General features: G+C 43.6%; 15 protein-coding genes. 5 read left to right on the top strand and 10 right to left on the bottom strand.

What is annotated here, in order from left to right; genetic code table 11:
* Window position 1: 1 nt before the first annotated feature.
* Window positions 2–316, bottom strand: a complete 315-nt coding sequence (locus ASULF_RS01335) for an SHOCT domain-containing protein (RefSeq protein ID WP_015589897.1) — start codon at window positions 314–316, stop codon at window positions 2–4.
* Between the two features lie 243 nt (window positions 317–559).
* Between ASULF_RS01335 and ASULF_RS01330 the strand changes: the two genes are divergently transcribed.
* Complete coding sequence (locus ASULF_RS01330) at window positions 560–967, top strand: c-type cytochrome (protein WP_236609695.1); 408 nt, start codon at window positions 560–562, stop codon at window positions 965–967.
* Window positions 968–1,066: 99 nt separating this feature from the next.
* Here ASULF_RS01330 and ASULF_RS01325 read toward each other — a convergent pair whose 3' ends face one another.
* Window positions 1,067–1,270, bottom strand: a complete 204-nt coding sequence (locus ASULF_RS01325) for a histone family protein (protein ID WP_015589895.1) — start codon at window positions 1,268–1,270, stop codon at window positions 1,067–1,069.
* 253 nt (window positions 1,271–1,523) lie between these two features.
* Here ASULF_RS01325 and ASULF_RS01320 point away from each other — a divergent pair, with 253 nt between their 5' ends.
* Entirely contained in the window at window positions 1,524–1,958 is a 435-nt protein-coding gene (locus ASULF_RS01320) for a CBS domain-containing protein (RefSeq protein WP_015589894.1), read from the top strand.
* Between the two features lie 184 nt (window positions 1,959–2,142).
* On the opposite strand, the gene ASULF_RS01315 is transcribed toward ASULF_RS01320, so the two are convergent.
* The 3 genes from ASULF_RS01315 to ASULF_RS01305 are packed head-to-tail and all read right to left on the bottom strand — an operon-like array spanning window position 2,143 to window position 5,279.
* Complete coding sequence (locus ASULF_RS01315) at window positions 2,143–3,309, bottom strand: cytochrome ubiquinol oxidase subunit I (protein ID WP_015589893.1); 1,167 nt, start codon at window positions 3,307–3,309, stop codon at window positions 2,143–2,145.
* Window position 3,310: 1 nt separating this feature from the next.
* Window positions 3,311–4,831, bottom strand: coding sequence for a cytochrome ubiquinol oxidase subunit I (locus ASULF_RS01310; RefSeq protein WP_015589892.1), 1,521 nt, complete (start codon window positions 4,829–4,831; stop codon window positions 3,311–3,313).
* A 25-nt stretch (window positions 4,832–4,856) separates the two neighbouring features.
* Complete coding sequence (locus ASULF_RS01305; protein ID WP_015589891.1) at window positions 4,857–5,279, bottom strand: ferritin-like domain-containing protein; 423 nt, start codon at window positions 5,277–5,279, stop codon at window positions 4,857–4,859.
* Window positions 5,280–5,371: 92 nt separating this feature from the next.
* Here ASULF_RS01305 and ASULF_RS01300 point away from each other — a divergent pair, with 92 nt between their 5' ends.
* The gene (locus ASULF_RS01300; RefSeq protein WP_015589890.1) at window positions 5,372–6,019 is read left to right on the top strand and encodes a V4R domain-containing protein; all 648 of its coding nucleotides are present in this window, start codon (window positions 5,372–5,374) and stop codon (window positions 6,017–6,019) included.
* Here ASULF_RS01300 and hypD read toward each other — a convergent pair.
* From hypD to hypA, 4 genes are read right to left on the bottom strand one after another with little or no spacing between them, the layout of a single operon-like run.
* Window positions 6,016–7,089 carry a hydrogenase formation protein HypD gene (gene hypD / locus ASULF_RS01295; protein WP_015589889.1) on the bottom strand — a complete coding sequence of 358 codons (1,074 nt, stop codon included), beginning with the start codon at window positions 7,087–7,089 and terminating at the stop codon, window positions 6,016–6,018. The two genes, ASULF_RS01300 and hypD, sit on opposite strands and share 4 nt — an antisense overlap.
* On the bottom strand, window positions 7,086–7,310 hold the full coding sequence (locus ASULF_RS01290) for a HypC/HybG/HupF family hydrogenase formation chaperone (RefSeq protein ID WP_015589888.1): 225 nt from the start codon (window positions 7,308–7,310) through the stop codon (window positions 7,086–7,088). Before ASULF_RS01290 ends, hypD begins: the two co-directional genes overlap by 4 nt.
* Complete coding sequence (hypB, locus tag ASULF_RS01285) at window positions 7,311–7,958, bottom strand: hydrogenase nickel incorporation protein HypB (RefSeq protein WP_015589887.1); 648 nt, start codon at window positions 7,956–7,958, stop codon at window positions 7,311–7,313.
* Complete coding sequence (hypA, locus tag ASULF_RS01280) at window positions 7,959–8,288, bottom strand: hydrogenase maturation nickel metallochaperone HypA (RefSeq protein WP_015589886.1); 330 nt, start codon at window positions 8,286–8,288, stop codon at window positions 7,959–7,961.
* A 376-nt stretch (window positions 8,289–8,664) separates the two neighbouring features.
* Between hypA and hypF the strand changes: the two genes are divergently transcribed.
* Window positions 8,665–10,968 carry a carbamoyltransferase HypF gene (hypF, locus tag ASULF_RS01275; protein WP_015589885.1) on the top strand — a complete coding sequence of 768 codons (2,304 nt, stop codon included), beginning with the start codon at window positions 8,665–8,667 and terminating at the stop codon, window positions 10,966–10,968.
* Entirely contained in the window at window positions 10,965–12,002 is a 1,038-nt protein-coding gene (gene hypE, locus ASULF_RS01270; protein WP_015589884.1) for a hydrogenase expression/formation protein HypE, read from the top strand. The genes hypF and hypE overlap by 4 nt, the downstream gene beginning before the upstream one ends.
* Here hypE and ASULF_RS01265 read toward each other — a convergent pair.
* A complete protein-coding gene (locus tag ASULF_RS01265) occupies window positions 11,999–13,276 on the bottom strand; it encodes a tRNA (N(6)-L-threonylcarbamoyladenosine(37)-C(2))-methylthiotransferase (protein WP_048098264.1) in 1,278 nt (425 codons plus the stop codon). The genes hypE and ASULF_RS01265 overlap by 4 nt on opposite strands.
* Window positions 13,277–13,290 lie beyond the last annotated feature (14 nt).

The following is a 13,290-nucleotide window of genomic DNA, read 5'->3' as shown; positions in this document are numbered from 1 at the left end:
GCTATCCCTCCAGCTCTTTCTTCATTCTCAGATATTCCTCTTTTGTTATCTCTCCCTTAGCATATCTTTCTTTTAAGATCTCCAGAGGTGTCTTCTCAGCCTTAGACTCCCTGATAACAATATACAGTAACAGAAACACTATGCCAATCATCGGGAGAATTACCAGTATAAACCACAGCGGACCATTCATCCCTCTCTCATTTGCATCCCGGTACACAAGAAATCCAATGACAATGAATAACAGCCACCAGAATAGCATACCAAATCCGAAAAAAGGGAACCCGAACCAGTCCATGGAGTGTATAAACCCATCCATAAATCTAATTATTTTCAATAATATTTAACATTATTCCCCCAATTTTTTTCGCATATGATATTTCACAAAAATTTAAATTTTTTGGTAAATTTTTTATATTACACAATGTTTAATAAAAGTATGGGACGGTATGGCATTTACATTGTAGTAGGTTCAGTGTTGGGAGTTTTGTTGGGTTTGTTCCTATATTCCATGTTGTTTGAGGGGCATTTAGGTTATGATCAACGCAGTCAAATGGGTCCTATGGGTTCAGGTTATGGGGATGGAAGATACTATCCGCCAGGATGCTGTCAGGGACCAGTAAGTTTTGAATCAAACGGTGAGAGGATATACTACACGGGCATCAACGATGAGGGAGAGAGAATTCCATTTACCGGTGGTCCAACTTGGTTAAGAGTTCATGGCGGTAGCTGTGTAAACTGCCATGGGAGAGACGGTACAGGCGGTTTTGTACCAATGATGTGCGATGAAAAATCCCCAGACATTAGATACTCTGCCTTGGTAGAGGAAGGAATGAGCGAGGATGAGATAAAAACTGCCATAACAAAAGGAGTTCATGAAAATGAGACACTAAACTACTGTATGCCGAGATGGCAGATGGGTGAGCGAGACTTGAATGACCTGATCAGTTATCTAAAGAAACTTGATTAGGATCTTCACACAAGTAATTTTACTCTGGCGTGTCCTATTTTCAGGACAGATTGTCAGTGAAGTTTGAATCTTAAAATAGAATAAAGCTGAAAATAAATTTTAAGTTCTGAGAGCAAGATTGATGTCTTCTGCCTTAACAGTCTTTCTGCCTACATGTTTTGCTATTTCTACAGCCTTTTTGGCTATTTCTGTTGCCCACTCCTCAAGATACTCAGCCAAAACGACTTTGGCATCCTCACTAACCCTCTCCGCACCAGCATTCCTTATCAACCTCTCCACTGGAGCAATTGGCAATTCACCCATAATCTTTCACCTCCTCCAAGCGTTTAGTGAGTTATTTAGAATATATATAGTTTTCGAATTAATAAGAATCTCGTCAATTATTTTTTACTAAATCGCTCACATCAAAGGTGGTTTTCGATCAGCGATAACATTTACTTCCTTTTGTTTATTTAATATAATTGTATTGTTAAAATCTTATCAGCTTCCTGTCAACTCCACTATTTTCAGATCTAAAAACGAAAGTGATATATCAGCCTTTGTTATTTTCATTCTCATGGAGGAGCATGAAAAATTTCTGGTAAAGGACTTCATGACCGAGGATGTCCTGTCCATTGATGAGGAAATGAGTGTTGATGATGCGATGAATCTCGTGATCGATAAGAAGTATAATGCCCTGCCGGTAACGAAGAACGGAAAGCTGATAGGCATCGTGAGCAGGATGGATCTGATAAAGATGTTCTCCGTTGGACTGAGCCCGGTGTATGTGGACATCTGGAAGACATCCTCAAAGAAGGTCAAGCACATAATGAGGAAGGCTGTTGTTACAGTAACTCCTGATGACACGATAAAGGCCGCAGCCGATCTGATAGTTGAGTACAGGATCAGGAGTTTGCCGGTTGTGGATAAGGAGAAGAATCTCGTTGGAATTATAACTGTTGGAGATGTTTTGAGGGCTTTTATGGAGATGAAACGGAGCAACATGGGCTAAAAAACACTCTCAATTAATCTATAGTCTCCGGAAGAGCTAACAATTCGGAGAGCTGAGAACAGAAAGGTTGGATTATTAATCTCGCAAATAAATTAATTGTCTATAACAGGATTTTTTGGAGAAAAGCTTGGAGAAAAGTAATTAAAAGAAGGTAAAAATCGTAAATCTGGATTATTCCGATGAATTACTCCGGAACTTCTGAAACCTCCCTGCCGAACAGTAGCAGATACAGGAAAACACATGCTGAGATCAGTAAGGGTACAAGGAAGACCAGCGTTATGATATACAGCTCGTAAGATGTTGCCAGCGGGTTTGATAGCTCGAGACTCAGCCTTTCAGCAAGAAAAGTCCTTATTGGTTCTGGGATGCTTGAAACGAAAGCATCATCTCCAAGCTTTGCAACGAAGTATGGATACTGGCTGAATGAATTCAGCATCTCCCCGGCAAAAATTGCTATCATTGAGGCGGGCCCGGCGAGCACTATTGCCCTGCTATATCCCGGATTCTTTCTGATCTTCAGGAAAGCTATGATTGCCAGAGCCTGTATCACGAACATGACAACTTTTATGGTGAAAAGCCAGCTGAAATCGTACTTCGCGTTTGCACCAACCAGAGCACCGAAAGCATTGCTGAATTTGTAGTTCACATAGATGTTGAGCACCTCTGCATAAACAGCTCCAAGCACGAGGGTTGCTATGAATGCTATGGCTGCTAGGGGCATGAACTTGTTGACGATCTCAATTGCCTCGTTCTCTCCTCTGCCGTATTTCAGCATGTACGCCGAGGAAATCGTAAAGAAACCGGTAGCCAGAGCTGCTGTAATGCTCTTCAAGTACAATGGCAGGAAGGTTGGATTCAGAAATGCTGCAATGACATCGAGATGTGGTTTTGGTGTCAGTATCAACCCTTCAGGTACATTTAAGAAGGCAGAGACAGCTCTAAAGCCAATCGGGATTAGATACACCGATACGAGCAAAATCAGGCCTAAGGTATAATGCACATCACTACTCCATCTGTCCCACCCGTACCAGTAGGCTGTGATTGCGAAGAAGTGAAGCACTATCGCCAGCACAGCAAGCCCGAATGGAACGAATGTTAGATGTCCGGCAAGTCCTATGAAGGATGGATAGAAACTCAGCAGAAATACAGTAAATGCTGTGCCGAAAACACCTCCAAGTGCGTATGTGGCAGCATAGAAGTTCATAAGCTGCTTTGAAGTTTTTATGTATGCATAGTTACCCTCTTTCTCGCCCCTTCTTTTGAGCAGAGGTATGGCTGTTGAGAAGGCAATACCGAGGTTGACTAGCACTATATGCAGTCCAAAAACTAAGGCTAGGAAGTAGAGTATCATCCTACCCCCTCCACAGGAATTTATATGTCGAGTATGTTAGGACAGCGAGAATCCCAACGAAGTAGAGCGATATTATCGCTGCTTCTCCGAGAGTAGGGGGGTTGATCGTATGGGCAGTACCAACATCCATGACTCCGTATATCGTCCAAGGTTTTCTTCCGATCTCCCTCACAGCCCAGCCGAGAAAGCTGACAACCTGTGCAACTATTGGAAGGATAATCAGGTAGCCGTAGGACACCTCTCTATCTCTGTAAAGCATGTATGCTGCTAAGAGCGCCATTATCCCGAGAACTGCTGCAACGGTGATTTTTACATAGTACAGGTAATGAATCAGGAGTGGAGGTCTGAGATCATCCGGTATCTGGTAGTAGTCTGGAATCTCTGCATTGAAATTTCCATAGGACAGATATGCTACTATCCTTTCGAGAAATGCTGGTGTGTTTGCTTCCATGGCAGCGAATTTTTCAGGATTCCATTCCGCAACAGCCACGCCCATCTCATGCCCTGTGACAATTCCCTGAAATGCGAGAGATGCTATTGCGAAGTACAGCCCATACTTCAAACCGAGCTTTGCGTGCTTCACATTCTTTCTTGAGTATGATAATGCATAACCTCCAGCAACCGTGAATGATGAAACGGTTATCGCTGCAAACAGTGTATGGAGAAGGGAAGCGAAGTAGGTTGGAGATTTGAATGTTACTGTATAGACCCCAACCTCCTTTACGGTATTCGCAACGATTGCATCAACAACATTCAGAGCGGGCACATCTTTGAGAGAGTTCTTTGCAGCATCTGTTAATGCCACATATAGCAAACTCTCGCCAACGGTTTTACCGCTGAACGCGTCAGAGATAAGCTGTTTCACAATCGAAACCGGAAGGGCAACGATCACACTGTTGTCCGTTTTACCCAGCACATCCGTTCCGAGAGATTGTAAAACTTCAACATCTAACGCTGACACTATTTCATTTGGAACGAAGAGTGTTAGCTTTGGATAACCCTCATCAAACCTCCAGCCATTATCGTAAGCGGGAATTATTCCCGGAGGGGCCTGCATGTAACTGTTTACACTCATTATCATCGAGGCTGAAAACCAGGCTCCTGTTATCGCAAGGATACCCACAACAATGTGTGCCTTTGTAGGCAGCTTTTTCCACGCGTACCAGAACATGTAGATGAAAATGACTTCCATCAGAAAAGCGAATATCTCAGCATACAGCGGGAAATAGATGTATCTGCCAGCAGCTTCAATCAGATTTGGCCATAGCAAAACTAAGCCAAACTCTGAAGCAGTCCCCATTGCTGCACCAACTGCGAAAACTATGATGAAACCCTTCGCTATCGTTCTTGAAATCTTAGCCCACTCCTCTTTTTTCGTTTTCAGCCATATTACCTCAGCAACAACAGCTAACAGAGACAGACCGAGAATGTACTGCAGGATTATCCAGTGGATTTCGATACCGATCATCGAAAGAACTCTATCGTATCCGGCAGGATAGCTGGAAAGCCACTGATCCAGCATCCTATCACCTAATAAAAATAAAAAATTAGAAGTATCTTTCTAATAAACCTTTCAGAGCCTCTGCGTGCCTGTACTCATCTCTTGATGCCTCATCCCATATGTCGTGGGCCTCATCGAGTCCGAGTTCTTTGGCTTTAACTGCAATCTTCCTCTTATGTACATTTGCTTTCCTTTCACCCTCAAGCATGTATTCCAAACTCTCTTTAAGGGTATCCTTTATCATGCCGTTCAGCTCAGCAAATCTTGATGCGTGATAAGCTTCATCCATTGCAATGTCCCTCAAAACTCTGGCGATCTCCGGATAACCCTCTCTTTCAGCCTGTCTTGCCATTGCCAGATACAATCCAACTTCCATTGTCTCTCCTCTGAACTCATTCGTCACAGCTTCTTCGATCTCTGTGCCTTTTGTCACACCTATCCTGTTCCTGTTTTCACCATACTCTACCATGCTTGGATATCTGTTCTCTGTTCAATATAAATCTTACGGTTTGATATGTTTCGAACCAATAGTATTTTATACTAACAGTAAGAGTTACAATTATGCTTAGAGAATTAGATGAAACCAGATTGAAGATCCTTGAAATACTGGATAAACCTAAGACAACAACCGAAATTGCAAAAACACTTGGCTTATCTAAATCTACAATATCTCATCATCTTAAAATCCTTTCAGAGTTGAAACTGGTAAAAGTTGTAAAAACCGAAATTGAGAGGAATTTTATCAAAAAATACTACATTTCAACCTTAAACACTCCAAACCAACTACTTCCTCAGGAGGTTTTTAAGGGTTTTAGATTATCTAACCGTGAATTTCTAAGGGCTTTACTGCGATCGTTTACTTTGTTAAATCTGGAAAATAAAATTTTTCTTAGGAAAATTGGACTCGATATTGGTTATTTTCTCCTTGCGGATAAGGTGGAAGGAGAAACATATGAAGGTATTGCTGATTTATGGGAGAAATTAAGGCTTGGGAAGGTTGTAGAGATAACTCCAAACTCTTTTGTCGTTGAGGATTGCTACATGTGCAGAGATTTGCCCAACATTAATGACACTTACTGTAAGACGGATGAAGGGATAATTGAAGGAATTTTGTTGGGTAAAACTGGAAAGAGATACTTGGTTAAGGAGGTAAAATGCTGGGGAACGGGAGATGAGGTATGTGAGTTTGAGATAAAAAATACTGTCTAATTTCTTTCAACACCAAATTTAGCCCAGATATTGCATGTCCCCTCGAAACTCACCATGCACGCGCCAACAGGGTCTTTGGGTGTACACCTCTTGTTGAAAAGCGGACAATCTAAAGGTGTGATTATCCCCCTTAGCACATCTCCACATCTGCATGCCTTTTTGGCCTTATCCTCCACCGGAACAAAATCGCTGAAGGCATCCTCAAAAACTTTAACAACATCGAACTCGCTGTATTCCTCCTTGATCACAGCTCCTGACCTCGGAACAACTCCTAATCCCCTCCACTCCCAGTCATCAACCGAAAAGACATCATCCATGACCTTCTGAGCCATAACATTTCCGTCGTAGGTCACGGCCCTCGTGTACTCGTTGAAAACCTCCGCATCACCTCGCTTTATAGCTTTGATCAGTTTTAAAATGCTCAGCATAACATCTTCCGGCTCGAAGCCGGAGATTATCTGAGGGATGCCGTACTTCTTTATTTTCTCATATGCTTTAATTCCTGTGATGGTTGAGACATGTCCGGGATTTATGAACCCGTTAACTTCAACCCCCAACGATATCAGATGCTCCATCGCCGGTATGAAGTACCTGTGGGAGCTGAAAACGCAGAAGTTTTCAGGAGCATCCAGGATTGCTAAAGCTGTTGACGGCATCGTGGTTTCGAACCCTATACCGAAGTGAACAACAGTCCTGCTAGAGTTTCTGGCGATCTTGATGGCATCGAATATGCTGTAAACGATTCTTATGTCATATCCTTTCGCCTTGTAGTAGAAGAGAGATTTGCCGTTGTGCGGAACTCTCGCCATATCACCAAAGGTGGTGAATATGATATTTTCTTTCTCAATCAGGTGAAAGACCTTCTGAAGATCCTCATCCGGGATTATGCAAACCGGACATCCCGGGCCACTGAGGAGCTTTATGTTGTCTGGGAGCAGAGAACGGAGGTTGTATTTCGTTATCGTATCCTCATGGGTTCCGCAAAGGTGCATTATCTTTATCTTTCCAGCGTCTTTGGCCTCTTCGTGAATCTTCTCAGATATTTTGGAAATAAGCTCTTTTTTGTTCATAAAATCCCTTCTTCCTGAAGTTTTTGATATATTGCTGCAAGCTCTTCAACTTCCTTCACATCAACCTTCTGAATGGCATATCCCACATGGACGAGAACATAGTCGCCAACCCTCACATCCGGCAGCAGATCTATTCTGACCTCCTTCCTGGTCCCTCCAAAATTCACTATCGCGATGGGAAAATTTACCTCCTCGACCTCAGCCGGAATAGCCAGACACATTTACCTCACCTTCACAGCATCTCTCAAAAACTCCAGCCACTCATCAAATCCCTTCCCTGACTTGAGATCCATCTTTATGATCCTCGCTGAACCATTTATCCTTTTTGCGTCCCTTACCATCTTATCGACATCTGCCTCAACAGCCTCAGCCAGATCTATCTTGTTGATTATTATCACATCAGCAAGCCTGAATATCTCCGGATGCTTCTCCACAACATCATCCCCCTCAGTTACGCTGACCATCACAACCCTGTAATCCTCTCCAAGATCGAAATCCACCGGGCATACGAGGTTTCCAACATTCTCGATCAGGATGAGATCCACATCGCTGAAGGACTGAATCACATGGCTTATCAGGTGAGCGTCTAAGTGACATTCCTTGCCGGTGTTTATTGGCTCAACACTGACATCGTATTTTTTAACCCTCTCGTAATCAGCCTTGCATATGACATCGCCCAGAATAACTCCAACCCTGTAGTCAACACTCTGCAAGGTTTTCTCTATCAGCAGCGTCTTTCCAGAGCCTATGGCACCCATGATGTTTATCGCAGTTATGCCCTTGCTCTTTAGGTACTCCCTGTTTTTCTCGGCAAGTCTCTTATTTTCTGAGAGCAAATCCATTTCAGCATCGATCTCGATTCTGTGCATCTAATTCCCCTCCATCTCGATTTTTTTGAGAATCATATCCTTCCCACCGTTTACGGAAACAAAACCACCGCATTTCTCACATAGGTATATGGGAGAATCGTACCTCTCACCGCAATTAACGCATTTTATCTCGGCTTTTGAAACCTCGATTATCAGCTTCGAGTTCTCAAGAATAGTTCCCTTGCTCGCAACACTGTAGCAGAACTCAAGCTGATCCGGGTTTATGAGTAAAAGCTCACCCACTATTACTGTTATGGAATTAACCTTCTTAGCGTTATGCTTTTCGGCAAGCTTTAGCGCGTTCTCAACTATGGCTGATGCAAAGCTCATTTCATGCACAACACATCCTTCAGCATTTCAGTTAAAATTTTTTCGCTTGCGGAACTTAATTTTGAAATTTTTTGATGCTATAGTTCTTAGCAGATATTCATTTTTGGGTTATAATCTTTAGTTTTTGGTCGGCAACACCTTCTGTTTTTCGAGACCCTGATTGTTTCATATGGTGCGGACCTGTCAAATATTCACCCTATTTTGCTCTTGAGAAGTCTTACTTGGTATCGGAATTGTGTTTGTGATTTATGATGTAGTCCTGATCCTGAAAACCGAGATTGAAGTTACTGCTATTTTTGGCTTTTTATGATCAACCTCTCGTTTTTGTTGAGCAAACCATCAAAATTTTAAATGTTTGTTTCGGTTAGGGACTGTAATGTATAAACTGACTGTGAAGGGAGTAGTTCAGGGGGTTGGCTTCAGACCATTTGTGTATCGCCTTGCCAAATCTATGGGGCTTAAAGGCTATGTCAGGAATATGGGAAATGGAACGGTTGAGATAGTCATTGACAGGAATCCGGAGCTGTTCATTGAAAGGATGAAAGATGAGAAACCCCCTATTTCGAGAATTGATGAGGTTTTTGTTGAGACTGTAGAATTTGAAGCTGAAGACTTTCTGATTTTGAGAAGTGCTGAAAAAAAGGCTGACGCCCTCTCACTGCCACCTCCCGATGTTGCGATCTGCGGTAAATGCCTTGAGGAACTTTTTGATGAGAGCGATAGAAGGTATCTCTACTCGTTCATATCATGCACGGACTGTGGAGCGAGGTTCTCGGTTGCCATAACACTGCCCTACGATCGAGAGAACACTACATTCAGCGAATTTCCCCTATGTGAGGAATGCAGGAATGAGTATGAGAATGTTATGGACAGAAGGTACTATGCCCAGTCGATTGCCTGTCCAAAATGCGGGCCGGATTACTTGTTGTTCAACCACAAAAAAGAAAGGCTTGCTGAGGGGTATGAGGCCATTAAAATGGCAGCCAGACTAATAGACTCATCTCATTTTATTGCCGTAAAGGGCATCGGTGGATACCATATAGCATGCATAACTGACGATGATGTTGTTTTTGAGCTGAGGAAGAAGCTGAGGAGGGAGCAGCAACCCTTCGCAATAATGGCCAGGAACATGGAAAAGCTGAAGGAGATAGCCGTTGTTAATGCTGAGGCTAATGAGCTGGAAAGCTATATAAGGCCGATTGTGGTTTTGAAAAAGAAAAACAGAGATGCATTTTACGCTGTAGCTCCAGAGCTCGACACGATTGGTGTTATGCTACCGTATTCTCCAGCACATTATCTGCTATTTGAAAACATGAAGGCAGATTTTATAGTGATGACCTCTGCGAACCTGCCCGGAGAACCGATGTTCATCGATGATGGAGTTTTTGAGCTCGACCTCGATTACTATCTGGTGCACAATCTCAGGATAAACAACAGAATCGATGATTCTGTCATCAAATTCGTTAATGGGAGGAGGATGATAATCAGGAAGTCGAGGGGGTTTATACCTCATGCGTTCAGGCTTGAATCAAGATATAACGGGGTAGCTCTCGGTGCAGAGCTGTACAACTCGATCTGTTTTCTCAAGGATAGCATGATAATCCAGAGCCAGTACATTGGAAATACGGCAGATTTCAGAACATTCAATGAGTTCTTCAAGAAATCTCTGAACTTCTTCCAGAATTTTCTGTCAATGGACTCAGTGGATTTTGTCTTCTGCGATCTTCATCCTCTTTATAACACCTCACAGTTCGCTGAAAAGCTGGTGGAGAAAATCAATGCGAGGCTCATCAGGATTCAGCACCACTTCGCCCACGGAATGTCTGTTATGAACGAGAAATCCCTCGACAGGGCCGTAGCCATCTCGGTTGATGGCGTTGGCTATGGTTATGATGGCACGATCTGGGGTGGTGAAGTCATTTACATCGATCTTGAGGAAGGCAGATTTGAAAGAATTGGAAGGCTTGAGGACTTCAGGCTCATCGGAGGGGATCTGGCTGGAGAATATCCTTTGAGAATTCTTTTCTCGCTTGTTTACGATTATCTTGGAGACTACGATTTGCTGAGAGGGTATGAAAAATATCTGAGAGAGAATGAAAACTTTGAGCTTTTCGAGAGCCTGATGGATCGCAATTTATCGACGATTCTGTCAACTTCCACAGGCAGAATGCTCGACGCAGCATCGGCAATGCTGGAGGTCTGCTTCAGGAGAACCTATGAGGGGGAGCCAGCAATGAAGCTCGAGGCGATTGCAGTCGATACGGATCCGGATGGACCTGAGATAGGAGGGAGCAGAGAGGGAAGAGTGTATCCAGTGTTCGCAGATAGGGTTGTGGATGGCAGGAAGGGAGAGGTCAGCGTCCTGAAAACCAAAAGAAAATTCGTTGAGTGTCTTGAGAGATACGCTGATGGGGAGGACAGAGGTGTTATAGCTGGAGAAATCATAGCATACCTTGCCGAAGGTCTGGCTGAGATAGCATGCAGGTTTGCTGAGAGAAAAGGCTTGCCTGTGGTTTTGAGCGGTGGTGTAGCTTATAACACGATCTTTAACCGCCATGTATATAAAAAGGCTGAGGAGTATGGGGTTAAAGTCCACATAAATGAATACACCGCTGCTGGAGATAATGGAATAAGCTTCGGACAGATCTATCTCTCAAAATATCTGGATGTGGAAAAATGAGAGTGAGAAAAGAGGATGGTGCTGGCGGAAAGTACATGATGGACTTCATAAAGCAAAACATAGTCAGCAGATTCGACTGCAGGATTAACGAAATCTCGCTGGGGGATCTTGAGGACTCAACAGACTTCTCAGAAAATTTTTTGCTAACAACTGACTCTTATGTGGTTGACCCTCCAGTATTTCCGGGAGGAAGCATCGGAAGTCTTGCCATATGCGGAACCTCAAACGATCTGGCAGTAAAGGGGGCCAAACCGTCTTTCATGTCGATGTCGCTTGTACTCCAGGACGGATTCGAGATAGAAAAGCTGAGAACAATTCTGGAGGATATGGAAAGGTGGGCAAGAGAGATTGGTGTGAAGATTATAACCGGAGACACAAAGGTCGTTGACTCCGGGGTTGGAGTTATAATAAATACATCTGGTGTTGGTGTGAGGAATGAGTATCTGGAGAAAAACCTCGGCGTTCTGAGGGAGTATAGAGAGTATCCGTATTCATGGGTGAGGGATTGCGGTGTTGTGGATGGAGATGTGATAATAATCAACGGCAGTATTGCGGAGCATGCTTCGGCGATCATGGTCATCAGAGAGGGACTGGAATTCCAGATGGATGTTAAATCCGATGTCTATCCGGTCTGGATGTTTTTGAAGGATGCCATGAATGTTGGCGGGATTTCTGCTATGAAGGATCCCACTCGAGGTGGCATCGCAGCATCCCTCAACGAGATCGCTGAGAAGAGCGGTGTGGGAATACTGATTGAGGAAGATGCCATCCCGATAAGGGATGATGTGAAGAGCTTCTGCGATGTTCTTGGCTTGGATCCATTCTCGATGGCTAATGAGGGGAAGGTTGTTATGGCTGTACACCCAGAAATGGCTGAGGAAGTTCTGAAAGCTCTAAGAAAGTCAGGACAGAAGGATGCGGCAATAATAGGTCATGCCACCTCCGAGTTCAGTGAGGTTGTCCTTGAAACGAGCATCGGAACTAGAAGGATCCTCCCCCAGCCTGTGGCAGATCCAATACCGAGGGTCTGCTAATCTTTTTTACTAATCTTTTTACCCTTCAGATAGTTGAATGTGCAGTCTTCAACAAAAACACTGTAAAAATTCCCGATCTCGACATCTTCAACTATAACCGGCCTGTAAGAATCAGTTCTCGCAAGAAATGTGTTTCCTTTCCCTTTTTTCGTTACAAGCACGGTATATCTTTTTCCAACATGTCTTGAGTTGTTCTCCTTTCCTATTCTATAGACCAGTTCTGTCAGCTTCCTGCTACGCTCTTTTTTAATCCAGTCAGGTATATCCCTGAGTTTACTCGCAGGAGTTCCTTTTCTGGATGAGAACCTCGTTATATTCACGATGTCGGGCTTTATTCTCTCTAGAAGCCTGTAGCTTTCCATGAACTCCTCAAGACCCTCCTGTGGATAACCAACGATTATGTCTGTCGATAGCACGATATCCTCAAACTCTTTCCTGAGCTTGACTATGATCTCTTCAAACTCTTCTACGGTATATTCTCTGTTCATCCTTCTCAAAACAGCATCAGAACCGCTCTGAACCGGGATGTGGAAGAACTTGAATATCTTCTCAGATTTAAATGAATATATTAGATCTTCAAGGATATCCAGCATGTGGTTGGGATTCATCATCCCAACCCTGACCCTGAACTCTCCATCGATTTCGGAAATCATCATCAGGAGTTCAGCCAGATTCGTGTTCATGTCTCTTCCATAGGCCGATGTGTCCTGTGAGGTAAGCTGTATCTCCTTAAAGCCGGACTCAACAGCCAGCCTTACCTCATCGACTATGTTCTCTGGTTTGAAGCTTTTCAGCCTCCCCCGCGCAAACCTCGTTGCACAGTAGGAGCATTTCCCGAGGCAACCTTCAGATATTGAGACTATTGCTATCGCATTCTCCCTCAGCCTGCATTTCACACATCTGAACTCTGATTTGTCAACCTTCCTTCTCTCATCGAAGACAACATTCTTGCCCTCAAGAACATTTCTTACAGCATCGCTTATCCGGTCTATGTTGTCTGGGGATACTATGGAGTCTGCAATGCTGTCTTTTATGCCTGCTATTCTGGGAAGACATCCCGCTAGAATAACTCTCTTTCCTGAGCTTTTGAGCTCCTGAACCCTCCTCAGTATTTTCCTTTCAGTGTACTCAACCACACCGCATGAGTTTATCACAACGACATCAGCATCGTCAATACTCGATAGTGTGAACTCCTTTGCGATCAATCCTCTCATTATGTCCGAATCTGCCTGATTGCTCGTGCATCCATAGGTTTCTATGTACACTTTTGCCATAGCTGTTAACTCGC

The organism is Archaeoglobus sulfaticallidus PM70-1 (assembly GCF_000385565.1).
GTDB lineage: Archaea > Halobacteriota > Archaeoglobi > Archaeoglobales > Archaeoglobaceae > Archaeoglobus_A > Archaeoglobus_A sulfaticallidus.
Note: the sequence above shows the minus strand (reverse complement) of the source record. Positions and strands in the feature narration are given on the sequence as shown.

Coding starts and splice junctions, on each gene's coding strand:
- ASULF_RS01335 (WP_015589897.1), bottom strand. CDS start 316: ATGGATGGGTTTATACACTCCATGGACTGGTTCGGGTTCCCTTTTTTC.
- ASULF_RS01330 (WP_236609695.1), top strand. CDS start 560: ATGGGTTCAGGTTATGGGGATGGAAGATACTATCCGCCAGGATGCTGT.
- ASULF_RS01325 (WP_015589895.1), bottom strand. CDS start 1,270: ATGGGTGAATTGCCAATTGCTCCAGTGGAGAGGTTGATAAGGAATGCT.
- ASULF_RS01320 (WP_015589894.1), top strand. CDS start 1,524: ATGGAGGAGCATGAAAAATTTCTGGTAAAGGACTTCATGACCGAGGAT.
- ASULF_RS01315 (WP_015589893.1), bottom strand. CDS start 3,309: ATGATACTCTACTTCCTAGCCTTAGTTTTTGGACTGCATATAGTGCTA.
- ASULF_RS01310 (WP_015589892.1), bottom strand. CDS start 4,831: ATGCTGGATCAGTGGCTTTCCAGCTATCCTGCCGGATACGATAGAGTT.
- ASULF_RS01305 (WP_015589891.1), bottom strand. CDS start 5,279: ATGGTAGAGTATGGTGAAAACAGGAACAGGATAGGTGTGACAAAAGGC.
- ASULF_RS01300 (WP_015589890.1), top strand. CDS start 5,372: ATGCTTAGAGAATTAGATGAAACCAGATTGAAGATCCTTGAAATACTG.
- hypD (WP_015589889.1), bottom strand. CDS start 7,089: ATGAACAAAAAAGAGCTTATTTCCAAAATATCTGAGAAGATTCACGAA.
- ASULF_RS01290 (WP_015589888.1), bottom strand. CDS start 7,310: ATGTGTCTGGCTATTCCGGCTGAGGTCGAGGAGGTAAATTTTCCCATC.
- hypB (WP_015589887.1), bottom strand. CDS start 7,958: ATGCACAGAATCGAGATCGATGCTGAAATGGATTTGCTCTCAGAAAAT.
- hypA (WP_015589886.1), bottom strand. CDS start 8,288: ATGAGCTTTGCATCAGCCATAGTTGAGAACGCGCTAAAGCTTGCCGAA.
- hypF (WP_015589885.1), top strand. CDS start 8,665: ATGTATAAACTGACTGTGAAGGGAGTAGTTCAGGGGGTTGGCTTCAGA.
- hypE (WP_015589884.1), top strand. CDS start 10,965: ATGAGAGTGAGAAAAGAGGATGGTGCTGGCGGAAAGTACATGATGGAC.
- ASULF_RS01265 (WP_048098264.1), bottom strand. CDS start 13,276: ATGGCAAAAGTGTACATAGAAACCTATGGATGCACGAGCAATCAGGCA.